Below are 23,828 nucleotides of genomic sequence, written 5' to 3' on the forward strand. Positions count from 1 at the left end.
AGTGTCCGACGAGGTTCTGGTGGAACGCCGTGGCGCGGTCCAGGTGATCACGATCAACCGCCCTGCGGTGAAGAACGCGCTGGACGCGAGGGTGGCCGCCGGGGTCGCGGCCGCCGTGGACGAACTCGACGAGTCGGACGAGCTGCGCGTCGGCGTGCTCACCGGCGCGGGCGGCACGTTCTCGGCGGGCATGGACCTCAAGGCGTGGCTGCACGGGGAGACACCGGCGATCGAGGGCCGCGGCCTGTGCGGGATCAGCATGACCCCGCCGCGCAAGCCGCTGATCGCCGCCGTCGAGGGCTGGGCGCTGGCCGGCGGCTTCGAGCTGCTGCTGGCCTGCGACCTGGTCGTCGCCGCCCGCACCGCACGGCTCGGCGTGCCCGAGGTGACCCGGTCGCTGGTGGCCCGCGCGGGCGCCGCACTGCACCTGCCGCGCCGCATCCCGTACGCCATCGCCCTGGAACTGCTGCTGACCGGCCGGCCAGTCGACGCCGAACGGGCCGCCGCGTACGGCCTGGTCAACCGGCTCACCGACGAGGGCGGCGCGCTCGACGGCGCCCTCGCGCTGGCCGGGACCGTCGCCGCCAACGGGCCGCTGGCGGTCGCGGCGACCAAACTGATCGCCCGCTCGACCGCCGACTGGAGCCTGGAGGAGGCGTGGGGCAGGCAGTTCGACATCGCCGAGCCGGTCTTCCGGTCCGAGGACGCCCGTGAAGGAGCGGCCGCGTTCGCGGAGAAACGGCCGCCGCAGTGGAAGGGCCGCTGACGATGGCGGCGGGACCGCTCGCCGGCTGCCGGATCGTCGAGCTCGGCGGGATCGGGCCGGGGCCGTTCGCCGGGATGCTGCTGGCCGACCTCGGTGCGGAGGTGGTCCGCGTGGACCGGCCCGGCCGCCGGGACGAACCGGACGCGGGCGGACCGGCGGACGTCCTCGACCGGGGGAAGCGGTCCGTCGTCCTCGACCTGAAGGAACCGGCCGGCGTCGACGCCCTGCTCCGGCTCGTCGAGCGCGCGGACGCGCTGATCGAGGGATTCCGGCCCGGCGTCACCGAACGTCTCGGCATCGGACCCCACGCGTGCCTGGCCCGCAACCCCCGCCTCGTCTACGGCCGGATGACCGGCTGGGGCCAGGACGGGCCGCTCGCCGCAGCGGCGGGACATGACATCACCTACATCGCGCTGACCGGCGCGCTCGGCGCCATCGGGGAGGCGGGCGGCCCGCCGCGGATCCCGCTGAACCTCGTCGGCGACTTCGGGGGCGGCGGCTGCTACCTCGTGATCGGGGTGCTGGCCGCACTGCACGCCGTCGGGCGCACCGGCGTGGGCCAGGTCGTCGACGCGGCCGTCGTCGACGGCACCGCCCACCTGCTCGCCAGCACCTTCGCCAAGCTGGCCCGCGACGAGTGGCGTGACGAGCGGGGCGTCAACCGGTTCGACGGCGGCTGGCCCTTCTACGCCGTGTACGAGACCAAGGACGGCCGTCATGTGGCCGTCGGCGCGCTGGAGCGCAAGTTCTACCGCACCCTGGTCGGGCTGCTCGGCCTGGACGTGGACCCGGACCGCCAGCACGACCGGTCGACCTGGCCCGAGCTGCGCCGGCTGCTGACCGAGCGGTTCGCCGAGCGCACCCGCGACGAGTGGGCGCGGCTGTTCGAAGGCACCGACGCCTGCGTGGCGCCGGTGCTGAGCCTCACCGAGGCGGCTGCGCATCCCCATCTGGCCGCGCGCGCGAGCCTGTTCACCCGCGACGGCGTGGTCCAGCCGGCCGCCGCTCCCCGCTTCTCGGCGACCCCGTCCCGCCCCGGCCGCACCGCCGCGGCCGTCGGCGCCGACACCCGGGCGGTGTTCCGGGACTGGGGCGTCCGCCACCCGCAATGACCTTCCGGTACCCGCGACGACCTGAAGAAGGAGTTCCCATGCGAGAGGCCGTCATCGTCGACGCCGTACGGACCCCGATCGGCAAGCGCAACGGCTCGCTGGCACCGGTGCACGCGGCGGACCTGTCCGCGAAGGTGCTGACCGCCCTGGCCGAGCGCACCGGAATCGACCCGGGCACGGTGGACGACGTGGTCTGGGGGTGCGTCACCCAGGTCGGCGACCAGTCCAGCAACGTCGGCCGGTTCGCGGTCCTCGCCGCCGGCTGGCCCGAACACGTCCCCGCCGTCACCGTCAACCGGGCCTGCGGCTCCAGCCAGCAGGCGGTCGACCAGGCCGCGCACGCCGTCATGTCCGGCCAGTACGACCTGGTGGTCGCGGGCGGCGTCGAGACCATGACCCGGGTGCCGCTGGGCTCGCACCGCACCTCGGGCATGCCGTACGGCCCCGCGGTCCTCGCCCGCTACGACGGCTTCGAGTTCAGCCAGGGCATCGGCGCCGAACTCATCGCCGAACGCTGGGGACTGACCCGCACCAGGCTGGACGAGTTCGCCTCCGAGTCCCATGCGAAGGCCGCCGCGGCGATCGACGCGGGCGTCTTCGACGACCACCTCGTGCCGGTGGAGGCCGACGGCACCAAGTTCACCACGGACGAGGGGCTGCGCCGCGGCACCTCGGTCGAGACGCTGGCCCGGCTCAAGCCGTCGTTCAAGGAGGACGGCGTGATCCACGCCGGGAACTCCTCGCAGATCTCCGACGGCGCGGCGGCCCTGCTCATCACCACCCCCGGACGGGCCCGCGAGCTCGGCCTCACCCCGATCGCCCGCTACCACACCGGAGCGGTCAGCGGAGCGGACCCGATCACCATGCTGCTCGGCCCGATCCCGGCCACCGAGAAGGTACTGCGCCGCTCCGGACTCTCCCTCGCCGACATCGGCGTGTACGAGGTCAACGAGGCGTTCGCGCCGGTGCCGCTGGCGTGGCTCGCCGAGACCGGCGCCGACCCCGGGCGGCTCAACCCGCTCGGCGGCGCGATCGCCGTCGGCCACCCGCTGGGCGGCTCCGGCGCCATCCTGATGACCCGGCTGCTGGCCCGGATGCGGCACGAGAGCCTCCGCTACGGCCTCCAGACCATGTGCGAGGGCGGCGGCACCGCGAACGCCACCATCGTCGAGCTGCTGTGACGGCGGGGAAGACGGAGCCCCGCTCCGCCTTCCCCACCCGCTCACGTCTCGTCGTAGGTGACGACGACCTTCTCGGCGGCTCCGGGAGTCAGTGCCAGCTCGAAGGCCCGGGTCACCTCCGCGAACGGCACCCGGTGACTGATCAGCCGGGCGAACCGCTCCTGGTGCTCCACCAGCTCCGCCGTCACCTCGAAGATCTCGGTCGGGTACCCCTGGGAGGCGATCAGGGTGAGTTCGCTGCGGAGCATCCCGCCGAGGTCGATCTCGGCGGACGGCTCGTGCACGCCCACCATGACCAGTCTGGCGCCCCACTTGGCGGCGTCCACGGTGGCGTTGAAGACGGCGGGGACCCCGGCGGCGTCGATGTAGACGTCGGTGCCCGCGCGCGGCCGGCCCAACGCGTCGGCCGCCTCACCGTGCAGCTCGGTCAGCCGCGCGGTGAGGTTCTCGGCGGCGGAGTCGACGACGGCGTCCGCGCCCACGGCGAGCGCCGTCTCCAGCCGCTCGGGCAGGACGTCGGCGACGACCACGTGTGCCACCCCGCGCAGCTTCAGCCAGATCGTGACGCCCAGGCCGATCGGCCCGGCACCGAAGACGACCACCTTGTCGGCGGGGCGCGCCTCGGACCTGTTGACGCAGTGCCGGGCCACCGCCATCGGCTCGTTGAGCGCGGCGACGTCGAACGGCACGGTGTCCGGGAAGACGGCGACGGTCCGGCCGACCTCGGCCTCCTCCAGCAGCAGGTACTCGCTCATCCCGCCGTGCGCACCGCCGCATCCGATGATCCCCGACGGCACGCCCTGCGGGTTGACCACCACCCGGTCGCCGACCTTCAGCCCGGTGACCTCCGCACCCACCTGCGCGATCTCACCGGCCGGTTCGTGGCCGAGCAGCAGCGGCACCACCGAGCCGTCGGCGTTGTACGGGGTGCCGCCGGACCGGACGAAGAAGGTGTCGGTGCCGCAGATACCACAGGCGCGGATCCTGACCAGTACGTCCCTCGGGCCGGGCACCGGACGCTCGGTCTCCACGACCTCGATCTCGTTGCTCGCACCGGTCCGGACGGATTTCATCGTGGCCATGAGCCTGTCTCCTTCCGCGGGCCGCCGGTCACCAGGCGACGGGCAGTTCGTAGATGCCGTACGCCTGGGAGTCCTCCTTGAACTTCAGCTCCGAGACGTCGACCGCGAGCCGCAGGGCAGGGATGCGGCGGAACAGCGTGCTGAACACGACGTGCAGCTCGATGCGGGCCAGCTGCTGGCCGACGCACTGGTGCGGACCCCAGCCGAACGCGTGGTGGTGCGCCGCGGTACGGGTCAGGTCGAGCCTGCCGGGCTCCGGGAACGCCTCGGGGTCCCAGTTGGCCGCCGGCAGCGAGGCGATGACGCCCTCGCCGGCGCGGATGGTCTCCCCGCCGATCTCGATGTCGTCCAGCACCGCCCGGCGCGCCAGCAGGTGCGGGATGGTCAGGTACCGAAGGAGTTCCTCGACGGCCTTGGTCACGTACTTCGGGTCGTCCTGGTTCTCCCGCAGTGCGGCGAGCTGGTCGGGGTTCTGCAGCAGCAGCGCGGTGCCCAGGGTGATCATGTTGGCGCTGGTGTCGTGGCCGGCGACGAGCAGGATGTGCCCGAGCGGGGCGGCCTCCGCCATGGAGAGCACCCCCTCCTTGATCCGTGCGCCGAGGTCGGAGAGGACATCCTCACCGGGGTCGTCCATCTTGGCCTCGATGAGCCCGGCGATGTAGCGGCGCACCTCGACGATGGACTGGGCCGCCTCCTCGGGGGTCTTGAAACGGGCGTTGGTGACCCCGGCATGCTCCTGGAAGAAGTCGTGGTCCTCGTACGGCACGCCGAGGAGCGCGCAGATCATGAGGGACGGCAGCGGCAGGGACAGGGCCTCGTTGAGATCGGCCGGGTTGGGCCCGGCGAGCATCCTGTCGATGAGGTCGTCGGTGATCTGCTGGATCTCCGGGCGGAGTTTCTCCATCCGGTGCCGGGTGAACGAATTGGTCAGCATCCGGCGCCAGCGGGTGTGCTCGGCACCGTCGGTGTTGTTGATCGACGGCTGGATCCCGGCCGCGTGCGCCTTCATGGCCTCCGTCGTGTGCGGGTAGCCCGGGGCACCGATGTTCGCGCTGAGCCGCGGGTCGGTCATCAGCTCGCGCTGCGCGGCGTGCGAGGTGACGAGCCACGGGGTGGTGCCGTCCCAGGTCCGGACGCGTATGACGTCCTTGTCCGTCTCGTGCAGCGCGAGCAGCGCCGGAGGGGGCGCGAACGGGCACTGGCTCGATCGGGGCGTCGGAAACTCCGGCAGCTCCGTGGCGGCATCGGTCCCGGCGATGCTCTCGCTCATGGTTCCCTCGTTCTCTCGGCGTCGCGATGGAGGGAACCATACGTGGACCGATCGGTACAATCAATATTGCGGCATGCATCGGATCTCGATATCGACCGAGCGGTCCAATTGATTGGCCCTCGATCGGGTCGCCGGGCGTCCGGCCAGGTCAGCGGGGTTCCCGGGGCATCCCGAGACCCCGCTCGGCGATCTGTGTCCGCAGTACCTCGTTCGCACCGCCCGCGATCGTGTACGCGCGTGAGTACAGGTGGGCGTCCTGCCACCAGCCCGCCGCGACCGCCGCCGGATCGTCCTCGGTGAGCAGGCCGTCGGTGCCCTGCAGGCGCAGGCCGAGGTCGGCCAGGTCGTGGTTGAGCTCGCTGAAGAAGATCTTGCCCAGCAGGGCGTCCGCGGGTCGCTCCGTGCCGTGCAGCATCCGCGACTGCGCGAGGCCGATCACCGCGGCGTTCACCTGCACCCGTGCGGCCAGTCCGCCGATCTCCTGGCGGGTGGCGGTGTCGTCGAGCGCGGGCCGGCCGCCGGCCGGCACGTCCTCCGCGAGGCGCAACAGGTCGTCCAGGACGGCGAACAGCTCGACCCCGCGCGCGGCCACCCCCGAGCGCTCCCGCCCGAGGCTGCTCATCGCCACCCGCCAGCCGTCGTTCACCCCGCCGATCACGTTCGCCGCCGGGATCCGTACCCCGTCCAGGAAGACCTCGTTGAAGTCGGTCGTCCCGGTGATCTCGCGCAACGGCCGCACCTCGACCCCCGGACTGCGCATGTCCAGTGCGAAGGCCGTGATGCCCCGGTGCTTCGGCGCGCCGTCGTCGGTGCGCGCCAGGAGGTAACCCATGTCCGCGTGCTGTCCGTTGGTGGTCCACACCTTCTGGCCGTCGACGACGAAGGCCGCGTCGTCGCCCTCGCCCTCGCGGCGGGCCCGGGTGCGCAGGGACGCCAGGTCGCTGCCCGCCTCGGGCTCGCTGAACAGCTGGCACCAGACGTCGTCGCAGGAGCGGATGCGGGGCAGGAACCGCGCCCGCTGTGCGTCGGTGCCGAACTCGATGAGGGCCGCCGAGGCCAGCGAGGCCGCGCCGACCGGGGCCCAGGTGCGGGCGCGGGCGATCTCCTCGGCGACGACGGACGGTTCCAGGGGGTTCGCGTCGGGCCGGCCGCCGTACTCGGCCGGCCAGTCGATGCCGAGCAGGCCCGCCTCGTACAGCCGCGCGGTCCAGGCCCGGACGGCCGGCATCAGCTCCGGCTCGGGTGCGCGTACCCCGGCGTGTGCCTTGACGCCCGGCGCGTGCTCGGCCACGAAGGCGCGCACCTTGCCGCGGAAGGCCTCCAGTTCGGGTGTGGGTTCCAGTCGCATCGCCACCGACTCCTCGGTCCTCACGCAAGCGATCTCGAAATGAGGGTACTCTAACCATGGCCAGGTCCCGGTTGCCAGGGGGCAGTGCCGAAATCAGTAGCCCGATCTCGGCGTCGGATGTCCGGTCCGGGGGCTCCTGGCCGGTGCTGAATAGACTGGGGATCCGCAATGTTTCCGCAGAGGAGTTGGCCCATGGCGACTGCCGTCGACCGCGAGCCCGCCGACGGCGAGACCGACGCCCCGGTGGGCAAGCTGGCCGCGCAGACCGCGCAGCGCATCGAGGCGACCGTGATCCGCCGGGGCTGGCCCGTCGGCGAGTCGCTGGGCTCCGAGGTGGACCTGCGGGAGCAGCTCGGGGTGAGCCGGGCGGTGCTGCGCGAGGCGGTGCGCCTGGTCGAGCATCACCAGGTCGCCCGGATGCGGCGCGGCCCCGGCGGCGGCCTGATCGTCTGTGCTCCCGACGCGGGCCCGGCGACCCGGGCCATGGTGATCTACCTCGAATACGTCGGCACCAGCGTCACCGACCTCCTCCAGGCCCGCCAGTTGCTCGAACCGATCGCCGCCGGCCTCGCCGCCGACCGCATCACCGAAGAGGGCATCGCCACCCTCCGCGCCACCCTCGACTCCGAGCGCGACCACTGGGACGACCCGTCGGTCCACTCGCAGGACCCCCTGCACCCGGTACTCGGCCAGTTGTCCGGCAACCCGGTGCTGCACCTGTTCATCGACGTCCTCACCCGCCTCACCGCCCGCTACGCCCACACCTCGCGCCGGATCTCCAAGGCGGAGATGCATGCGGCGAAGGAGACCTCGCACCGCGAGCACCGCGCCGTCGTCGACGCCGTCGTCGCCGACGACGGGGCCCGCGCGCAGACCGAGCTGACGGCGCATCTGGAGTCGGTGGCCGCCTGGATCGAGAAGCACCGGGTGCGCCGCGGCGCGCGGATCTCGGGAAGTGTGGTCGAGCCCGAACTGGTCGAGGGCCCGCGCGCCAAGCTCGCCGAGGTGGTGGCCTCCCGGATCCACGACGACATCGCCGCGCGCGGCTGGCAGACCGGCATGGTCCTCGGTTCGGAAGCGGATCTGCTGGCCCGCTACGAGATCAGCCGGGCCGTCCTGCGTGAGGCCGTACGGCTCCTGGAGTACCACTCGGTCGCCCGGATGCGGCGCGGCCCCGGCGGCGGCCTGGTCGTCACCGAGCCCGAGCCGCAGGCCAGCATCGACACCATGGCCCTCTTCCTCGAATACCAGGGCGTCACCGCCGACGACCTGCGGATCGTCCGCAACGCCGTCGAACTCGGCATCGTCGCCAGGGTGACCGCCCGGCACGCGGGGGGCGACCCGGAGGTCGCCGAGCGCCTGGGCAGGGCCGTCCGCTGGACCGTCGAGGGCCCGGCCGACGACTCCCGCAAGGCCGACCTGTTCCACGCCGAACTGGCGGCCCTGGCCGACAATCCGGTGCTGTCGCTGTTCCTCGCCATCATCACCGAGCTGTTCCGCCGGCATGCCTCGGGGCACGACCGGCCACTGCCCGGCGACACGGCGGCCGACGAGGTCCAGCACGTCCACCAGCGCATCCTCGACGCGATCGTGCAGGGCGACGCCGGGGTGGCCCGCCACCGGATGCGCCGCCACCTGGACGCCCTCATCCCCTGGTGGCACTGATTTACTGACACTTATTATCCAGGCTCCGTGCGGCTTCCCGCGGCACGGAGCCTTTTTCTGTGCCAGAGTTGGCTAATTGCGTATACTGAATAGGGTCGAGAGTCGAAGGAGATCCGATGCGCCGGACCCTGTTCGAACGGGACCACCAGGACTTCCGCCTGCTGGTCCGGGACTTCATCGCCCGCGAGGTGCTGCCGGTGTACGAGGACTGGCGGCATGCCGGTCTCGTCCCCCGTGACCTCTTCACCTCGATGGGCAAGCTGGGAATCCTCGGCGCCGCGATCCCCGAGGAGTACGGCGGCGGGGGCCAGGACGACTACCGCTTCAACGTCGTGATCCAGGAGGAGTGCGCCCGAGCGGGCGTCACCCTCGGCGGCCTGCGGACCCATCTCGACGTCGTCGTCCCGTACTTCACGGGCCTCGCCGACGCCGGACAGCGAGCCCGCTGGCTGCCGGGCCTCGCCTCGGGCGACCTGTACACCGCGATCGCGATGAGCGAACCGGGCACGGGGTCCGACCTGGCCGGCATCGCGACGAGGGCGGTCCGCGACGGTGACCACTGGGTGCTCGACGGCGCCAAGACCTTCATCACCGGCGGCCACCACGCCGACCTGGTGATCGTCGTGGCCCGCACCGGCACCGACCCGCACGACCGGCGCGCCGGACTCTCCCTGCTCGTCGTGGAGAAGGGCATGCCAGGGTTCACCGTGGGACGCAGGCTGGAGAAGATCGGCCTCACCGTCCAGGACACGGTGGAGCTGGCCTTCGACGCAGTCCGGGTGCCCACGGCCAACCTGCTGGGCGAGGAAGGCGCCGCCTTCACCCACCTCGGCCGCAACCTCGCCCAGGAACGGCTGGCCATCGCCGTCGGCGCCGTCGCCCAGATGCGCGCCGCGATCGACCTGACGGTCGCCTACGTCCGGGACCGCCGGATATTCGGCAAGGCGCTGTCCTCCTTCCAGAACACCAAGTTCGAACTCGCCGCCGTGGCCACCGAGGCGGAGGCCGCCCAGACCCTGCTGGACGCGGCGATCAGCGCGCTCGTCGCCGGGGAGCTGAGCCCGGCCGACGCGGCCAAGGCCAAGCTGTTCTGCACCGAGACACAGGGCCGGGTGGTCGACCGCTGCCTGCAACTGCACGGCGGCTACGGCTACATCCTCGAATCCCCGATCGCCCGGTTGTACGCCGACGCCCGCGTGACGCGGATCTACGGCGGCACCAGCGAGGTCCTGAAGACCATCATCAGCAAGTCCCTGGGCCTGTAGAGGAGACTCAAGTGAACATCGACGGATCCACGGCACTGGTCACCGGCGGCGCCTCCGGCCTCGGACTCGCCACCGCGCGCCGGATCATCGACCGCGGCGGCCGGGTCGTCCTCGCCGACATCTCCGCGGAACAGGGCGCCAAGGCGGTCGCCGACCTCGGCGACGCCGCCCGCTTCGTCCGGGCCGACGTCACCGACGAGGCCTCCGTGAACGCCGCCCTCGACACCGCGGAGGAACTCGGCCCGCTGCGCTTCGTCGTGCACTGCGCAGGGCGCGGCGGCGACCGTACCCGGATCATCGACCGTGACCGCACCCCCGGCGAACTCGCCACCTTCGCCGAGGTCATACGGGTCAACCTGATCGGCACCTACAACGTACTGCGCCTGGCCGCGGCCCGTCTCTCCGGCAACGAGGTGGTGGACGGCGACCGCGGAGCCGTCGTCCTGACCGCCTCGGTCGCCGCGTTCGACGGCCAGATCGGCCAGACCTCCTACACGGCCGCCAAGGCCGGCGTGCACGGCATGACCCTCGTCGCCGCCCGCGACCTGGCCAGCTGGCAGATCCGGGTGAACACCATCGCCCCCGGCATCATGGACACCCCCATGCTCGGCCGCCTCCGCGAGGACATCCGCGACGGCCTCGCCGCCTCCGTGCCCCATCCCAAACGCCTCGGCGACCCCGACGACTTCGCCCGCCTCGCCGTCGAGATGCTGGAGAACCCCTACCTCAACGGCCAGACCGTCCGCCTCGACGGCGCGATCCGCATGGCCCCGCGATGACCGCGGCCCAGACCGGGACCGACGAGGAGTTCCGCACCCGCCTGCGCGCCTTCCTGACGGAGCATCACCCCGGGCGCCGTCCCAAGGACCCCGCCGAACGCCTCGCGTGGCAGAAGCAGTGGCTGGCCACCCTGTACGACGGCGGTTGTGCGGGACCGGGCTGGCCGCGCGAGTACGGCGGAATGGACCTGTCCTTCGCCCGTCAGGTCGTCTATCAGGAGGAGTACGCGCGTGCCCGGGTCCCCGGCCCCCTGGGCACCGGACTCGGCATCGCCGCCCCCACCCTCATCAGGTACGGCACGCCCGAGCAGAAGGACCGCTTCCTGCGCCCCATGCTGCGCGGCGACACGGTCTGGGCGCAGGGGTACTCCGAGCCGGAGGCGGGCTCGGACCTCCCCGCGCTGCGCACGACGGCACGCCGCGAGGGCGGCGGCCCCGACGACCCCGCCGCCGAGTACGTCGTCAACGGCCAGAAGGTGTGGAACAGCTCTGCCGACATCGCCGACATCCTCTTCACCCTGGTCCGCACCGGCCCCCCCGACTCCCGTCAGGACGGCATCAGTTACCTCCTGATCGACGCGCGCGCCCCCGGCGTGACCGTGCGCCCGCTGCGGGACCTCACCGGCGACGCGCACTTCTGCGAGATCTTCTTCGACGACGTCCGGGTCCCGGCCGCCGACCGGATCGGCGCGGAGAACGGCGGCTGGCCCCTGGTCCGCACCAGCCTCGGCCACGAACGCGCCGCCGGGGCGATGAACCAGGCGGCCCTGTACCGGCGCGTCCTCGACGAGCTGATCGCGCTGGCCCACGAACGCGGGGCCACCGCCGACCCCCTGGTGCGTGACCGGCTCGCCGACTTCGAGATCCGGGTGACGGTCATGCGGCTCACCGGGATGCGGACCATCGCCGACATCATGGCGACGGGCGAGCCCGGCCCCGCCTCCTCCACCGCACGGCTGTTCATCGTGACCTTCGAGCAGGAACTGCACGAGTTCGCCCTGGAGTTGCTGGGGCCGTACGGGATCCTGGGCCGCCGCGACCCGCACGCCGTCCAGCGCGGCCGCTGGGTGTGGGGTTTCCTGCGCACCCGGGCCTCGACGATCGGCGCCGGCACCGCGGAGATCCAGCGCAACACCATCGCCGAACAGGTCCTGGGACTGCCCCGGGACCCGGCGATGCCGGCCACCGGGAGCACCCGGTGAGAGCCGCACGCTGTACGGGCTACGGGCCCCCGGACGGCCTTGTCGTCGTCGAACTGGACGACCCCGTACCCGGCCCCGGGGAGGTCCTGGTCCGGGTGCACGCGGCCGCGGTCAACTACCCGGACGTGCTGCTGGTGGCGAACCGCTATCAGGTGCCCGCGCCGCTGCCGTTCACCCCGGGCAGCGAGTTCGCCGGTGTCGTCGCAGCGCTGGGGCCGGACGTGTCCGGCCCCGGGGTGGGCTCGCCGGTGGCCGGCGCGGTGCTCACCGGCGCCTTCGCCGAGCAGGTCGTGGTGCCGGTGGCGGGCCTGCGCCCTGTCCCCGAGGGCCTCGACATGGTCCACGCCGCCGCGTTCCACGTCACCTACGCGACCGCCTACCACGCCCTGACCACCGTCGGGCAGGGCACGGCGGGGGAGTGGGCGACCGTGCTCGGGGCCGCGGGCGGCGTCGGCTCCGCGACCGTCGACATCGCCACCCGGCTCGGGATGCGCGTCGTGGCGGCGGCGTCCAGCCCGGAGCGGCTCACGGTCGCCCGGAAACTGGGCGCCGAGGGCGGCGTCGACTACGTCCGAGAGGACCTGAAGACGCGGGTCCGCGAACTGACCGGAGGCGAGGGCGCCCACCTGGTCGTCGACCCCGTGGGCGGCGACCACGCGGAGGCGGCCCTGCGCGCGCTGCGCCGGGGCGGCCGGTTCGTCACCGTGGGCTACGCCGACGGGAGGATCCCGAGGATCCCGCTCAACCTGGTGCTGCTCAAGGACGCGGTCGTACGGGGCTTCGAGATCCGGATGCTGCGCCAGTGCGCCCCGGCCGCGGTGGCCGCGGGCGACCGGGCGCTCGCCCGGATGGTCCGGGACGGGATGCGCCCGCTCGTCTCCCGCGTCCACCCCCTCGCCGACGTGGCGTCCGCACTGACCGACGTGGCCGGGCGGCGCACCACCGGCAAGGTGGTCATCGACATGCGTGCCTGACCGTCAGAACGCCGGCAGCTGCGGGCGTCGCTTGACGTAGCCGCCGGCGTCGACGCGCATCTGCATGCCGGTGACGTACTGCGACTCGTCCGACACCAGGAACAGCACCATGTCGGAGATGTTCTCCGGCTCGACGTAGGGGATCCCGAACCCGGTCGTCGCGGGGAAGCTGGGCAACGCGTCCTCGCGCGTCGGGTTCTCCAGGTCGGGCCGGAACGACCGGTACATGAGGTCGCTGTTCAGCATGTCGGTGTTGACGTTCGTGGGGTGCACCGCGTTGACCCGGATCCGGCGGGAGAGCAGGACCGTCGCCAGGTCGTGCACGAACGCGGACACCTGGCGCTTGGCGAACGAGTAGCCCAGCCCGCCGGGCCCGTTGGCCGGGTTGTCGACGGTCGCCGGTATCAGCCCCGCGATGGACCCGGTCGCGATGATCGACGCGCCGTCGGGCAGATGGGGCAGGGCCGCCTCGACAGCGTGGACCACCCCGTTGAAGTCGACGGTGACGGCGTCCAGGAAGGCCTGCGCGGTCTGCTGCGGCCCCAGCGGGGCGATCCCGGCCTGGGCGACCACGGCGTCGAGCCGTCCCAGCTCCGCCACCCCCTCGGAGACCGCCGACTTGAGCGCGGCCGGATCCCGTACGTCGGCCCGCCGGGCGACGATGCGCCGGCCGAGCTTCTCCACCTGCCGGACCGTCTCGTCCAGGTCCGCCTCGGTGGCCAGCGGGTAGCCGTTGGTGGCGATGTCCTCGCACAGGTCCACGGCGATGATGTCGGCCCCCTCCGAGGCGAGCCGAACCGCGTGGGCCCGGCCCTGGCCGCGTGCGGCCCCGGTGATGAAGACGGCCTTGTCCTGCACTCGACCCATGGGGTCTCCTTCCGTAGAAGAAAAGAGTAGCCTTAATGGTGGCTGGGGAAGCTGATCGATATCCGATGATCTCCAAAACCGTGCGGGAAGCAGACGACCTTTCCCGCCCAGTGGGACGGTTTCAGTGCACACAATGTGCCCGGTGCTAGAGAGTCCCGAGACCGAGGGAGTACACGATGCCGTTGCAGCCATGGATGAAGTTGCTGTCGACCGACGACCACCTGATCGAGCCCCCGCGCCTGTGGTCCGACCGGCTGCCGGCGAGGTACCGGGAGGCCGGACCGCGCATCGTGGAGCAGTCACGCGGCGAGGGACGGGCCCCCGCCGAGGTCTGGGTCTACGAGGACCGGATCTACCCCTACATCGGCCTCAACGCCGTCGCCGGGAAGCGGCCCGAGGAGTTCGGCCTCGAACCCACCCGCTACGACGAGATGATCCCGGGCTGCTACGACCCCAAGGCACGGATCCGCGACATGGACCTGGACGGCGTCTGGGGCGCTCTGTGCTTCCCGTCCTTCCCGGGCTTCTCCGGCCACGTCTTCCTGGACGGCCAGGACCGCGAACTGGCCCTGCTGTGCGTGCAGGCGTGGAACGACTTCGTCCTCGACGAGTGGTGCGCCACCGCACCCGGCCGGCTCATCCCGCTGGTCGTCATGCCGATGTGGGACGTCGACGCCTGCGTCGCCGAGATCCACCGCACCGCGGCCAAGGGCGCCAAGGCCATCTCCTTCCCCGAGAACCCCGCCCCCCGCGGCCTGCCCTCCTTCCATACCGACCACTGGGACCCCATGTTCTCGGCGGCCGAGGAGACCGACCTGCCCTTGTGCCTGCACTTCGGCACCTCGGGCAAGCCCCCGAAGACCGCCGAGGAGGCCCCCTTCGCGGTCACCATCGCCCTGTTCGGCTGCAACGCCATGTTCGCCACCGCCGACCTGCTCTTCTCGCCGGTGCTGCACAAGCACCCCAACCTCAAGATCGGCCTCTCCGAGGGCGGCATCGGCTGGATCCCCTACCTCCTGGAGCGCGCCGACGGCACCTGGGAGCGGCACCGCTTCTACCAGAACGTCAACCAGAGCGTGCGGCCCTCGGAGCTGTTCCGCAGGCACTTCCACGGCTGCTTCATCGACGACCGGTTCGGCGTGGAGGTACGGCACCACGTCGGCGTCGACAGGATCACCTGGGAGTGCGACTACCCGCACTCCGACTCCTACTGGCCCAAGTCCCGCGCCTACGCGGCCGAGGTCCTCGCCGACGTGCCCGACGACGAGGTGCACAAGATCGTGGAGCTGAACACCCGCCGCCTCTACAACCTCCCCGCATGACCCGGCGACCCGAGTCCGAGCGGTCCGACTGGACCGACCTGGACCTGCTCACCCGCGAGGAGGCCCACGGCCGGCTCCTCGCCGAGATCGCGGAGACGGACGCACGCCTCGCCGGACCCGGCCCGTCCGACGAGGCCGAAAGGGAACTCCTCCAGACCAGGCTGCGCGCCCTGCGCGAGGCGGCGGAGGATCTGATCGACCACGCGAAGGAGAAGTGAGGTGGCCGTGGGGCGAATGGAGGGCAAGGTCGCGCTCATCACAGGAGGGGCGCGCGGGCAGGGCCGTTCGCATGCCGTGCGGCTGGCCGAGGAGGGCGCGGACATCGTCGTCACCGATGTCTGCCACGACATCAGCGCGGAACTGCCCTACTCGCTGGCGTCGAAGGACGAGCTGGAGGAGACCGTCAAGCTGGTCAGGGAGACCGGCCGGCGGTGCATCCCGGTCCAGGCCGACGTCCGCTCGATCGCCGAGATGCGGGCCGCGGTCGACGCGACGCGCGAGGAGTTCGGGCGGCTCGACACCGTCGTCGCCAACGCCGGAGTGATGAGCATAGGGGCCGCCTGGGAGCTGTCCGACGAGGCCTGGGACGTCAACATCGACGTCAATCTCAAGGGCCCATGGAACACGGTGCGCGCCGCGGCCCCCTGGATGATCGAGCAGGGGGAGGGCGGCTCGATCGTCATCACCAGCTCCGCCGCCGGCATCCGCGGCCATGTGCCGTACGCCCACTACGTGGCGAGCAAGCACGGCGTCGTGGGCCTGATGAAGGCCCTGTCCAACGAACTCGCCCCGCACCGCATCCGGGTGAACACCGTCCACCCGACCGGGGTCAGCGACACGGGTATCACCGTCGGCGTGCCGATCGAGGAACTCGCGGCGCGGGAGCCGCTGTTCGCACTCGTCGCGATGAACCCGCTGGCACCGTACGTCGAACCGCGGGACATATCGAACGCAGTGCTGTTCCTCGCCTCGGACGAGGCGCGTTACGTCACGGGCCTGCAGTTCACCGTCGACGCGGGATCGACCAACAAGCCGTAGAACGGAGTGGGTTGAATGAAGGTCACCATCGACTCGTCGTCGTGCTCGGGCCATGCGCGGTGCGCGGCCGCGGCACCGGGACTCTTCCGGCTGGACGACGACGGCTATGCGCTGCCCCTGGACGGAGACGTCCCTCAGAGCCTGGAACAGGCCGCCCGGGACGGGGAGACGGCCTGCCCGGAACGGGCGATCTCCGTCCACTGAACACGACCGAGCCCCACGGTCCGAGGACCGTGGGGCTCCCCCCCCATCCCCGCAGGCTCAGCCGGCCGGCTGCGGCGGCGGTGTGAAGTGGTGGCCCCAGAACGCGCCGTCCGTGATCTCGTACACGGGGACCGGCTCGGGCACCTGCAGGCCGTTCCAGCCGAACTCGACGGCGTAGTTCTCCGGCGACCAGACGTAGAACGACACCATGTGGTCGTTGGTGTGCTTGCCGAGCGAGTGCATCATCGGCACCTCGTACGTGCCGGCCCGGTCCAGGGCCCGCCCCACGTCGTCCAGGGTCGCCGCCTCGACCATGAAGTGCAGCAGCCGTCCCGGGCCCGGCATCGGCGTGACGCCCAGCGTGTGGTGGCGCGGATTGCAGCCCATGAACCAGGTCGTGCCGCCCGGGGAGCGCATCGTGTTCCGCTCGATGAACCCGAGCACATTGACGTAGAAGTCGAACGTCCCGCGCGCGTCCTCGGCGGAGACGATGGCGTGCCCGAAGCCCATGTCACCGGTGACGAACTTCGACACCAGCGGGGTCTGCACGGGCAGGTGGTCGAGGGTCCTGCCGAAGAACAGCTCGACCGGGTTGCCGCCCGGGTCGCTGAACCTGACGAAGCCGGTCACCTTCCGCTCCGCCGCCTCGGCCTCGGTGCCGGCGGTCACCTTGATCCCGGCCTTCTCGACGTCCGCGGCCAGCCGCGCCAGCTCCCGCTCGTCGAGGACCTCGAAGCCCAGCGCCGTCATCGCGGGCTGGGCACCCGGCGAGACCACGATCCGGGACGGATGGTCGTCCATCCGGAAGGTGAGCGACCCGGAGTCGCTCTCGACGGGCATCAGGCCGAGGAAGTCGGCGCCGAACGCCTTCCACCTGTCGAGGTCGTTGGACTCCAGACGCAGGTACCCGAGTGAGCGCACACCCATCAGGCCCTCCCCTCACGTTGGTCAGGTCCCAGGCGGCCCGTCGGACCCCCGGTGTCGGTACGTCCGCGACGGTAGAAGGCCGGACCGCGCCGCCGCCGGGACCGTCCCACTGATCGGGAGACGTACGGCGACGGCCGCCGCGTGGGTGCCACGGTGACCGTCATGACACCGAGCACGCTCGACTACGAGGCCACCCTGCGCGAACTGCCCACCGACGACGGCGTCCTGCGCTACCACGAGGCCGGTGAAGGGCCGCCCCTGCTGATGCTGCACGGCTCGGGCCCCGGGGTGACCGGCTGGCGCAACTACCGGGGCAACCTGCCCGTGTTCGCCCGGCACTTCCGCTGCCTGGCGCTGGAGTTTCCCGGCTTCGGAGTGAGCGACCCGACCGCCGAGAACCCGATGGCGGCCGCCCCCAAGGCCGTCCTGCGCTTCCTCGAAGGCCTCGGCCTCGACCGCGTCGACGTGGTCGGCAACTCGATGGGCGGGTTCGTCGCCGTGGGGCTCGCGGTCGCGCACAAGGACCTGTTCCGCAGGATCGTGACCATCGGCGGGGTGGGTCGCAACCTCCTCTCCCCGGGCCCCAGCGAAGGGCTCAACCTGCTGGTGGAGTTCGTGGAGAACCCCACCCGTGACAACCTCGTCCAGTGGCTGCGCTCGATGGTCCACGACCCCGCCCTGCTCACCGACGAACTGATCGAGGAGCGCTGGGTGACCGCCACCGAACCGGCGACCCTGGAAGCGTCCCGCCGGATCTATGGCCGCCAGGCGATGGCCGCCATTCAGGCCGCCCAGTCCCAGTCGGACCAGCCGATCTGGGCCATGCTCCACAAGGTTGCCGCACCCACGCTGCTGACCTGGGGCCGCGACGACCGGGTCACACCGCTGGAGAGCGCGCTGCTGCCGATGCGGACCATCCCCAAGGCCGAACTGCACGTGCTGCCCGACTGCGGACACTGGGCGATGATCGAACAGAAGGCGGCCTGGGAGAGCGCCGTGCTGGCCTTCCTGACCCGCCCGGAGGCCGGCTGAGTGCCCAGCGTGGGGGTGACCGGCGACCTGGGGGAGGACGACGTGGCGAGACCGGCCGGGCTCCGCCGACCCGCCGCGCCGATGTCGAGCCGGCAGACCGACCGCCGTATTCGCATCCTGCGCGCCGCCGCCGACCTCGGCGCACGCGAGGGCCTGGCCACCGTGCAGATGCACGACGTGGCCAAGGAGGCCGGGGTCGCGATCGCCACGCTGTACCGCTACTTCCCGTCCAAGCCGTATCTGTTCCTGTCGGTCCTTGAATGGCACATCGAGCAGTTCCTGGGCAGTGACGACGGCGGTCCGGCCTCCCACCGGGCGACGGATCCCGTGACGGAGGTCGCCGAGACGCTCGTCGCGCTGAGTGGGAAGCTGCTGGACAGCCGGCTGCTCGCCTCGGCGGTGGCGCTGTCGTCGTTCACGGAGTACGCGAGCGCCGCCCGCAGCCGGATCGACATCGTGGAGAGCGCGCTGGGGCAACGGCTCCTGCGGCTCCTCGGGGACCGGGCGGACACGTGGACCGGGCACAGCCGGGTGCGGCTGCTCATCTACGACTGGTGGGGGGTGTTCGTGGCCATGCTGACCCGGGAGATCTCCACCACGCAGGGCGAGGCGGACCTGCGGCTGGCCGCCCGGCTGATCGCCGGGTCCTGACCACGCGAAGGTGCCCGGCACACCCCGTGCCCCGGGCACCTGTTCGCTTCGCGGTGTCAGTCCGTCGCCCCGGCCATGTCCAGGACCGCCAGGTACCCGAACGCGAGACTCGATCCGATCGGGGTGCCGGCACCGGGGTAGACCCGGCCCGACATCGCGGCCGCGGTGTTGCCCGTCGCGTACAGGCCGTCGATCGGGGATCCGTCCGGCCGCAGCACGCGCGCGTGCGTGTCGATCCGCAGCCCGCCTTTGGTGCCGATGTCGGACGGCACGATGGTCGCCGCGTAGAACGGCGCCTGGTCGATGGGCAGCAGCAGGGGGTTCGGCCACTCCGGCGACGGCTTGGCGGGGAAGTTCTGGCGGGGGTCGGCCGGGAACCCGACGACGTACTGGAACATCTGGTCCCAGGGCGTCTCGCCCCGGTGGAACCTCTCGTCGACGCCGGTGACCGCGTAGCCGTTGAACTCCTCGACCGTGCGGTCCAGGGCGTCGAAGGGCACGTCGATCAGCCGCGCCAGTTCCTCCAGGGTGTCGGCCTTCCTCAGCGCGCCCGAGGCCAGCCACTCCTCGACGGGCGGAGTGGCCGGCGGCCAGCCGATGCCGTCCCGGTCCAGCTGCCGCTGGTCGAACACCCAGTGGCAGGGGATGTGCCGTACGCCGGTGGCCACGTGACGGCGGAAGATCTCGTGCCCGGCCTGGTCGTAGGGGGACGTCTCGTTGACGAAGCGCTCGCCCGCGCCGTTGACCCAGATGCCGCCCCGGGTCCCGGTGTGGAAGATCGGCAGACCGTCCGGGTGGACCAGCCCCGGCACGAACCAGGCCTCGTCGAGCAGGTCGGTGTCCGCGCCGACGGCGATGCCCGCCCGCAGGGCGTCACCGGTGTTCGCCGGGGCGCCGTCGGACCACTCCCCGGTGAGCGGCCACTGGTGCGCCTCGCGCAGCTCACGGTCGCGCTCGAATCCGCCGGCCGCCAGCAGCACACCCCGGGCGGCCCGGAGCCGGACCCGCTCGCCCTCGCTCACGGCCTCGATGCCGACGACCCTGCCGTCCTCGACCACCAGGCTCTCCAGCGCCGTGCTGAGCCGCAGTTCGCCGTGGCCCGTCTCCAGGAAGGCCGACAGGGCGCGACCGATCAGCGCCCGCCCGCCGCTCAGCAACGGGCCCTCGTCGAAGCCGAACCGCTCCGTGGGCAGCGGGTCACGGACCAGCGCCCGGCGCTCGCCGAGCTCCGCGACCTCGACCGGCGGCGGGAAGACGGTGTGCCCCGTGGGTGACGACCCCGGCCTGGACGCGTAGTAGTCCGGCACCGGCCCGTGCACGAAGGACCGGAACCAGGTGTTCTGCTCCAGCTCGTCGATCAGCCGGCGCCCGGCCGCCAGGTAGGCGTCCTGCAGCCCCTCCCGGGACGGGTCGTCGACGACCGCGCGCAGATACGACCGCGCCTCCTCGATGTCGGCCCCGAGACCGGCCCGGCTCAGCGGCGCCGAGCCCGGGAACCAAAGGCCCGCCCCGGAGTACGCGACCGTGCCGCCGACCCGGTCGGTCTTCTCGACGACGAGCGTACGCAGGCCACGCGCCGCCGCCACGTACGCCCCGACCAGACCGCCGCCCGACCCTACGACGATCACGTCGTAGGCATCTTCGTTGATGCTCATCCGAACCTCCTGATGGGTGCCGAACTCGTCGGCGGGGGGAACCGCACTGACGAGTGGGGACCGTGCTCGTGTGGCTGGGGATCGCGGGGCGGGGCCGGGGATCGAGAGCGCACTCGTAGGCCATGGAGACGCGGCGGGCCCGCGACGGCCACCGGCCGACCGGACGCCCCGCGGCCCCGCCGACCGGGGCACGCCGCAGTCGCCGCCGGCAGCCCCGCGGACGACGGTAATGAGCCAGTGCGAGGTCACTCCCGCGCCATCTCGCTCACCGAGACCCCGCCCGCCCTCCACGCGCCGACTCCACCGCGGCGGGTGTGGGCTCTCGTCCTCCGGCGCCGGCACTCGTGTTTCCGGCCTCAGCCCCTGATCCCGGTCTCCGCCCCGGAGTCCCGGTGAGCGGAAAGTCCCCGGCGGCCCCGTGGCGCGGCGGCACAGGCTGGAGGCCCGAACGAGTCGAGGACGGCTATGACAGACGTGTGGGAACCGACGGCGGTCGCGGACCATGGGACAGCCGTGGCCGAGGCGGCCGCGCGCCTCGCCCGGGCGGCGAGCGACCACAGACCCTGTGCGCCGGTACGGGATCTGCTCGGTCCGGACGACATCGGCCTCGCGTACGCCGTCCAGCGACGCGTCGTCGGCGACCGGATCGCGGCCGGAGCACGCGTCGTCGGCCGCAAGATCGGGCTGACCTCCCCGGCGGTGCAGCGCCAGGTGGGCGTCGACCGGCCCGACTTCGGTGTCCTGCTGGACGACATGGACGTCACCGGGCTGCCGGCCGTCCCCAGCGGCCGGCTGCTCCAGCCCAGGGCCGAGGCGGAGATCGCGTTCGTGCTCGCCGCCGACCTGGACACCGCCGACCTCGACCTGGCGCGGGTCCGCTCGGCGGTCGGGTATGCCGTGGCCGCGCTGGAGATCGTGGACAGCCGGGTCGCCGGCTGGGACATCGCGATCACGGACACGGTCGCCGACAACGCCTCAAGCGGACTCTTCGTGCTCGGGCAACAGGCCGTCGGCCTCGACGAGTTCGAGCCACGGGACGTGACCATGCGGCTCTACGCCGACGGGAAGACCGCCTCCGAGGGCGACGGCACCGCCTGCCTGGGCGATCCGCTCGCCGCGCTGTTGTGGCTGGCGCGCACCGCCCGGGAGTTCGGCGACCCGCTGCGCGCCGGACAGGTCGTGCTCTCCGGTGCGCTCGGCCCGCTCGTCCCGACACCGCCCGGCACGACCGTACGGGCCGAGATGTCCGGCCTGGGTTCGGTGACGGCGGCCTTCACGCCCCAGGAAGTCCCCGAAGCCCCCGAAGCCAAGGAACACGGATGACGAAGACCAAGGTGGCCGTAATCGGCTCCGGCAACATCGGCACCGACCTGATGATCAAGGTGCTGCGCCTCTCCGAGACCCTGGAGATGGCAGCGCTGGTGGGCATCGATCCGGAGTCGGACGGCCTGGCGCGCGCCGCCCGGCTCAAGGTGCCCGTCACGCACGAGGGAGTGGACGGCCTGATCCGGATGGACGGCTTCGACGACATCGGCATCGTCTTCGACGCCACCTCGGCCAAGGCCCACGTCGAGAACGCCAAGAAGCTGGCCCCGTACGGCAAACGCCTCGTCGACCTCACCCCGGCGGCCCTCGGCCCCTACGTCGTACCGCCGGTCAACCTGGACGAGCACCTCGCCAACGATGTCGAGAACCTCAATCTCGTCACCTGCGGCGGCCAGGCGACCATCCCGATCGTCCACGCGGTCAGCCGCGTCACCCCCGTGCCCTACGCCGAGATCGTCGCCTCGATCGCCTCCAGGTCGGCCGGACCCGGCACCCGGGCCAACATCGACGAGTTCACCGAGACCACGGCCGGCGCCATCGAGAAGGTGGGCGGTGCCCGCCGGGGCAAGGCGATCATCGTCCTCAACCCGGCCGAACCGCCGCTGATCATGCGGGACACGGTGTACTGCCTGACCGGCGACGCCGACCACGACGCGATCCGTGCCTCGGTCGAGGAGATGGTGGCCGCGGTCGCCGAGTACGTGCCCGGCTACCGCCTCAAACAGCAGGTCCAGTTCACGCCGGTCGCGGCCGGCGACCCGGTGCACACCCTCCTGCCCGAGGGCACCGCCGAGCTGCCGACCACCAAGGTCACCGTCTTCCTGGAAGTCGAGGGCGCCGCGCACTACCTGCCCGCCTACGCCGGCAACCTCGACATCATGACCTCGGCCGCCCTGCGCGTCGCCGAACGCATCGCCCACCGCACGACCTCCGAGGTGACCGAGTGACCCGCAGGCTCTACGTCCAGGACGTCACCCTCCGGGACGGCATGCACGCCATCCGGCACCGCATCACCCCCGAGTTCGTGTCGAAGATCTCCGCCGCCCTCGACCGGGCCGGCGTGGACGCGATCGAGGTCGCCCACGGCGACGGCCTGGCCGGCGGCAGCCTCAACTACGGCCCCGGCAGCAACACCGACTGGGAGTGGATCGAAGCCGCCGCGGACGCCGTCGAGAACGCCGTCCTCACCTCGCTCCTGCTGCCCGGCATCGGCACCATCGCCGAGCTCAAGCGCGCCTACGCCCTCGGGGTCCGCTCGGTGCGCATCGCCACGCACTGCACGGAGGCGGACGTGGCGGCCCAGCACATCGCCACCGCACGCGAGTTGGGCATGGACGTGTCCGGCTTCCTGATGATGGCCCACATGACGCCCCCGCGGGCCCTCGCCGAGCAGGCCAGGATGATGGAGTCCTACGGCGCGCACTGCGTCTACGTCACCGACTCCGGCGGTCGGCTCACCATGGACGGCGTCCGCGACCGGATCCGCGCCTACCGGGACGTGCTCGACCCGCAGACCCAGATCGGCATCCACGCCCACGAGAACCTCTCCCTCTCGGTCGCCAACTCCGTGGTGGCGGTGGAGGAGGGAGTCACCAGGGTCGACGCGTCCCTGGCCGGACAGGGTGCGGGCGCCGGCAACTGCCCGATCGAGCCGTTCGTCGCCGTCGCCAGCCTCTACGGCTGGAAGCACGGCTGCGACCTGCACGCCCTCCAGGACGCCGCCGAGGACCTCGTACGACCGCTTCAGGACCGCCCGGTGCGCGTCGACCGGGAGACCCTCACCCTCGGCTACGCCGGCGCCTACTCCAGCTTCCTGCGGCACGCGGAGGCCGCCGCCGAACGGTACGGCCTCGACACCCGCACCATCCTGGAGGAGGTCGGCCGACGCGGACTGGTCGGCGGGCAGGAGGACATGATCGTGGACATCGCGCTGGACCTCACCCACCACGGCTGACGTCCGGCAGCACGCGACCGCTCTCCGGGAACTCCTTCCCGGAGAGCGGTACGTTTTTGCGCGCAGAGTAAAATAGACCAAACGCTCCAATGAATCGGTGCACGACTCTTTCTCCGTGGCCGAAGGCATTGATAACTTGGCGTCGGCGCCGAACTAGAATTGATTTCAGTTTGAGCAGAGAGGCACCGACGATGACGTCTGCCCTTCG

General features: G+C 71.9%; 23 protein-coding genes. 17 read left to right on the forward strand and 6 right to left on the reverse strand.

The annotated features are described in order from the left end of the window. Position 1 precedes the first annotated feature (1 nt). The 3 genes from OHB00_RS46550 to OHB00_RS46560 are packed head-to-tail and all read left to right on the forward strand — an operon-like array spanning position 2 to position 3,059. Complete coding sequence (locus tag OHB00_RS46550) at positions 2–766, forward strand: crotonase/enoyl-CoA hydratase family protein (RefSeq protein WP_406444459.1); 765 nt, start codon at positions 2–4, stop codon at positions 764–766. 2 nt (positions 767–768) lie between these two features. Continuing rightward, positions 769–1,878, forward strand: coding sequence for a CaiB/BaiF CoA transferase family protein (locus tag OHB00_RS46555; RefSeq protein ID WP_406444461.1), 1,110 nt, complete (start codon positions 769–771; stop codon positions 1,876–1,878). Between the two features lie 38 nt (positions 1,879–1,916). Continuing rightward, positions 1,917–3,059 (forward strand): thiolase family protein, encoded by a 1,143-nt coding sequence (locus tag OHB00_RS46560; RefSeq protein WP_406444463.1) that lies wholly within the window; start codon positions 1,917–1,919, stop codon positions 3,057–3,059. Between the two features lie 41 nt (positions 3,060–3,100). Here the strand turns inward: OHB00_RS46560 and OHB00_RS46565 are convergent, their stop codons facing one another. From OHB00_RS46565 to OHB00_RS46575, 3 genes are all read right to left on the reverse strand, one after another. Continuing rightward, positions 3,101–4,141: a zinc-binding dehydrogenase gene (locus tag OHB00_RS46565; RefSeq protein WP_406444465.1), complete on the reverse strand. Its 1,041-nt coding sequence runs from the start codon at positions 4,139–4,141 to the stop codon at positions 3,101–3,103. Between the two features lie 28 nt (positions 4,142–4,169). Beyond that, on the reverse strand, positions 4,170–5,411 hold the full coding sequence (locus OHB00_RS46570) for a cytochrome P450 (protein WP_406444467.1): 1,242 nt from the start codon (positions 5,409–5,411) through the stop codon (positions 4,170–4,172). Between the two features lie 148 nt (positions 5,412–5,559). After that, on the reverse strand, positions 5,560–6,759 hold the full coding sequence (locus tag OHB00_RS46575) for an acyl-CoA dehydrogenase family protein (RefSeq protein WP_406444469.1): 1,200 nt from the start codon (positions 6,757–6,759) through the stop codon (positions 5,560–5,562). 192 nt (positions 6,760–6,951) lie between these two features. Here OHB00_RS46575 and OHB00_RS46580 point away from each other — a divergent pair, with 192 nt between their 5' ends. The 5 genes from OHB00_RS46580 to OHB00_RS46600 all read left to right on the forward strand — a co-directional run bounded on the left by OHB00_RS46580 (position 6,952) and on the right by OHB00_RS46600 (position 12,644). Next, positions 6,952–8,424, forward strand: a complete 1,473-nt coding sequence (locus tag OHB00_RS46580; protein ID WP_406444471.1) for a FadR/GntR family transcriptional regulator — start codon at positions 6,952–6,954, stop codon at positions 8,422–8,424. Between the two features lie 116 nt (positions 8,425–8,540). Further along, on the forward strand, positions 8,541–9,689 hold the full coding sequence (locus OHB00_RS46585) for an acyl-CoA dehydrogenase family protein (protein WP_406444473.1): 1,149 nt from the start codon (positions 8,541–8,543) through the stop codon (positions 9,687–9,689). Positions 9,690–9,700: 11 nt separating this feature from the next. Further along, positions 9,701–10,468 (forward strand): SDR family NAD(P)-dependent oxidoreductase, encoded by a 768-nt coding sequence (locus OHB00_RS46590; RefSeq protein ID WP_406444475.1) that lies wholly within the window; start codon positions 9,701–9,703, stop codon positions 10,466–10,468. Next, positions 10,465–11,670 carry an acyl-CoA dehydrogenase family protein gene (locus OHB00_RS46595; RefSeq protein WP_406444477.1) on the forward strand — a complete coding sequence of 402 codons (1,206 nt, stop codon included), beginning with the start codon at positions 10,465–10,467 and terminating at the stop codon, positions 11,668–11,670. Before OHB00_RS46590 ends, OHB00_RS46595 begins: the two co-directional genes overlap by 4 nt. Next, a complete protein-coding gene (locus OHB00_RS46600; RefSeq protein WP_406444479.1) occupies positions 11,667–12,644 on the forward strand; it encodes an NADPH:quinone oxidoreductase family protein in 978 nt (325 codons plus the stop codon). The genes OHB00_RS46595 and OHB00_RS46600 overlap by 4 nt, the downstream gene beginning before the upstream one ends. A gap of 3 nt (positions 12,645–12,647) precedes the next feature. On the opposite strand, the gene OHB00_RS46605 is transcribed toward OHB00_RS46600, so the two are convergent. Further along, positions 12,648–13,511 carry a mycofactocin-coupled SDR family oxidoreductase gene (locus tag OHB00_RS46605; RefSeq protein WP_406444481.1) on the reverse strand — a complete coding sequence of 288 codons (864 nt, stop codon included), beginning with the start codon at positions 13,509–13,511 and terminating at the stop codon, positions 12,648–12,650. A 176-nt stretch (positions 13,512–13,687) separates the two neighbouring features. On the opposite strand from OHB00_RS46605, the gene OHB00_RS46610 reads away from it, so the two are divergent. From OHB00_RS46610 to OHB00_RS46625, 4 genes are read left to right on the forward strand one after another with little or no spacing between them, the layout of a single operon-like run. Continuing rightward, positions 13,688–14,833 (forward strand): amidohydrolase family protein, encoded by a 1,146-nt coding sequence (locus OHB00_RS46610; protein WP_406444483.1) that lies wholly within the window; start codon positions 13,688–13,690, stop codon positions 14,831–14,833. Beyond that, positions 14,830–15,051 carry a hypothetical protein gene (locus OHB00_RS46615; RefSeq protein WP_406444485.1) on the forward strand — a complete coding sequence of 74 codons (222 nt, stop codon included), beginning with the start codon at positions 14,830–14,832 and terminating at the stop codon, positions 15,049–15,051. The genes OHB00_RS46610 and OHB00_RS46615 overlap by 4 nt, the downstream gene beginning before the upstream one ends. A gap of 7 nt (positions 15,052–15,058) precedes the next feature. Further along, positions 15,059–15,871, forward strand: coding sequence for a mycofactocin-coupled SDR family oxidoreductase (locus OHB00_RS46620; protein WP_406446299.1), 813 nt, complete (start codon positions 15,059–15,061; stop codon positions 15,869–15,871). A 15-nt stretch (positions 15,872–15,886) separates the two neighbouring features. After that, entirely contained in the window at positions 15,887–16,075 is a 189-nt protein-coding gene (locus tag OHB00_RS46625; protein ID WP_390039198.1) for a ferredoxin, read from the forward strand. Positions 16,076–16,132: 57 nt separating this feature from the next. On the opposite strand, the gene OHB00_RS46630 is transcribed toward OHB00_RS46625, so the two are convergent. Next, positions 16,133–17,002 carry a VOC family protein gene (locus OHB00_RS46630; RefSeq protein ID WP_406444488.1) on the reverse strand — a complete coding sequence of 290 codons (870 nt, stop codon included), beginning with the start codon at positions 17,000–17,002 and terminating at the stop codon, positions 16,133–16,135. A gap of 162 nt (positions 17,003–17,164) precedes the next feature. On the opposite strand from OHB00_RS46630, the gene OHB00_RS46635 reads away from it, so the two are divergent. Both OHB00_RS46635 and OHB00_RS46640 read left to right on the forward strand, forming a co-directional pair. Next, a complete protein-coding gene (locus OHB00_RS46635) occupies positions 17,165–18,034 on the forward strand; it encodes an alpha/beta fold hydrolase (protein ID WP_406444490.1) in 870 nt (289 codons plus the stop codon). Next, entirely contained in the window at positions 18,035–18,685 is a 651-nt protein-coding gene (locus OHB00_RS46640) for a TetR/AcrR family transcriptional regulator (RefSeq protein ID WP_406444492.1), read from the forward strand. A gap of 56 nt (positions 18,686–18,741) precedes the next feature. Here OHB00_RS46640 and OHB00_RS46645 read toward each other — a convergent pair whose 3' ends face one another. Continuing rightward, entirely contained in the window at positions 18,742–20,340 is a 1,599-nt protein-coding gene (locus OHB00_RS46645; RefSeq protein ID WP_406444494.1) for an FAD-binding protein, read from the reverse strand. A 465-nt stretch (positions 20,341–20,805) separates the two neighbouring features. Between OHB00_RS46645 and OHB00_RS46650 the strand changes: the two genes are divergently transcribed. Genes OHB00_RS46650 through dmpG form a run of 3 tightly spaced genes read left to right on the forward strand, consistent with a single transcriptional unit; the run spans position 20,806 to position 23,620 of the window. Continuing rightward, positions 20,806–21,663, forward strand: a complete 858-nt coding sequence (locus tag OHB00_RS46650; RefSeq protein ID WP_406444496.1) for a 2-keto-4-pentenoate hydratase — start codon at positions 20,806–20,808, stop codon at positions 21,661–21,663. Next, positions 21,660–22,613 carry an acetaldehyde dehydrogenase (acetylating) gene (locus OHB00_RS46655; protein ID WP_406444498.1) on the forward strand — a complete coding sequence of 318 codons (954 nt, stop codon included), beginning with the start codon at positions 21,660–21,662 and terminating at the stop codon, positions 22,611–22,613. The genes OHB00_RS46650 and OHB00_RS46655 overlap by 4 nt, the downstream gene beginning before the upstream one ends. Next, the gene (gene dmpG, locus OHB00_RS46660) at positions 22,610–23,620 is read left to right on the forward strand and encodes a 4-hydroxy-2-oxovalerate aldolase (RefSeq protein WP_406444501.1); all 1,011 of its coding nucleotides are present in this window, start codon (positions 22,610–22,612) and stop codon (positions 23,618–23,620) included. Before OHB00_RS46655 ends, dmpG begins: the two co-directional genes overlap by 4 nt. The last annotated feature ends 208 nt before the right edge of the window (positions 23,621–23,828 follow it).

The sequence above is a fragment of the Streptomyces sp. NBC_00631 genome, assembly GCF_045206895.1.
Classification (GTDB): domain Bacteria; phylum Actinomycetota; class Actinomycetes; order Streptomycetales; family Streptomycetaceae; genus Streptomyces.

Excerpts from the sequence above, each read along its gene's own strand:
- OHB00_RS46555 (WP_406444461.1), top strand. The coding sequence starts at position 769 with ATGGCGGCGGGACCGCTCGCCGGCTGCCGGATCGTCGAGCTCGGCGGG.
- OHB00_RS46560 (WP_406444463.1), top strand. The coding sequence starts at position 1,917 with ATGCGAGAGGCCGTCATCGTCGACGCCGTACGGACCCCGATCGGCAAG.
- OHB00_RS46565 (WP_406444465.1), bottom strand. The coding sequence starts at position 4,141 with ATGGCCACGATGAAATCCGTCCGGACCGGTGCGAGCAACGAGATCGAG.
- OHB00_RS46570 (WP_406444467.1), bottom strand. The coding sequence starts at position 5,411 with ATGAGCGAGAGCATCGCCGGGACCGATGCCGCCACGGAGCTGCCGGAG.
- OHB00_RS46575 (WP_406444469.1), bottom strand. The coding sequence starts at position 6,759 with ATGCGACTGGAACCCACACCCGAACTGGAGGCCTTCCGCGGCAAGGTG.
- OHB00_RS46580 (WP_406444471.1), top strand. The coding sequence starts at position 6,952 with ATGGCGACTGCCGTCGACCGCGAGCCCGCCGACGGCGAGACCGACGCC.
- OHB00_RS46585 (WP_406444473.1), top strand. The coding sequence starts at position 8,541 with ATGCGCCGGACCCTGTTCGAACGGGACCACCAGGACTTCCGCCTGCTG.
- OHB00_RS46595 (WP_406444477.1), top strand. The coding sequence starts at position 10,465 with ATGACCGCGGCCCAGACCGGGACCGACGAGGAGTTCCGCACCCGCCTG.
- OHB00_RS46605 (WP_406444481.1), bottom strand. The coding sequence starts at position 13,511 with ATGGGTCGAGTGCAGGACAAGGCCGTCTTCATCACCGGGGCCGCACGC.
- OHB00_RS46610 (WP_406444483.1), top strand. The coding sequence starts at position 13,688 with ATGCCGTTGCAGCCATGGATGAAGTTGCTGTCGACCGACGACCACCTG.
- OHB00_RS46615 (WP_406444485.1), top strand. The coding sequence starts at position 14,830 with ATGACCCGGCGACCCGAGTCCGAGCGGTCCGACTGGACCGACCTGGAC.
- OHB00_RS46625 (WP_390039198.1), top strand. The coding sequence starts at position 15,887 with ATGAAGGTCACCATCGACTCGTCGTCGTGCTCGGGCCATGCGCGGTGC.
- OHB00_RS46630 (WP_406444488.1), bottom strand. The coding sequence starts at position 17,002 with ATGGGTGTGCGCTCACTCGGGTACCTGCGTCTGGAGTCCAACGACCTC.
- OHB00_RS46635 (WP_406444490.1), top strand. The coding sequence starts at position 17,165 with ATGACACCGAGCACGCTCGACTACGAGGCCACCCTGCGCGAACTGCCC.
- OHB00_RS46645 (WP_406444494.1), bottom strand. The coding sequence starts at position 20,340 with ATGAGCATCAACGAAGATGCCTACGACGTGATCGTCGTAGGGTCGGGC.
- OHB00_RS46650 (WP_406444496.1), top strand. The coding sequence starts at position 20,806 with ATGACAGACGTGTGGGAACCGACGGCGGTCGCGGACCATGGGACAGCC.
- OHB00_RS46655 (WP_406444498.1), top strand. The coding sequence starts at position 21,660 with ATGACGAAGACCAAGGTGGCCGTAATCGGCTCCGGCAACATCGGCACC.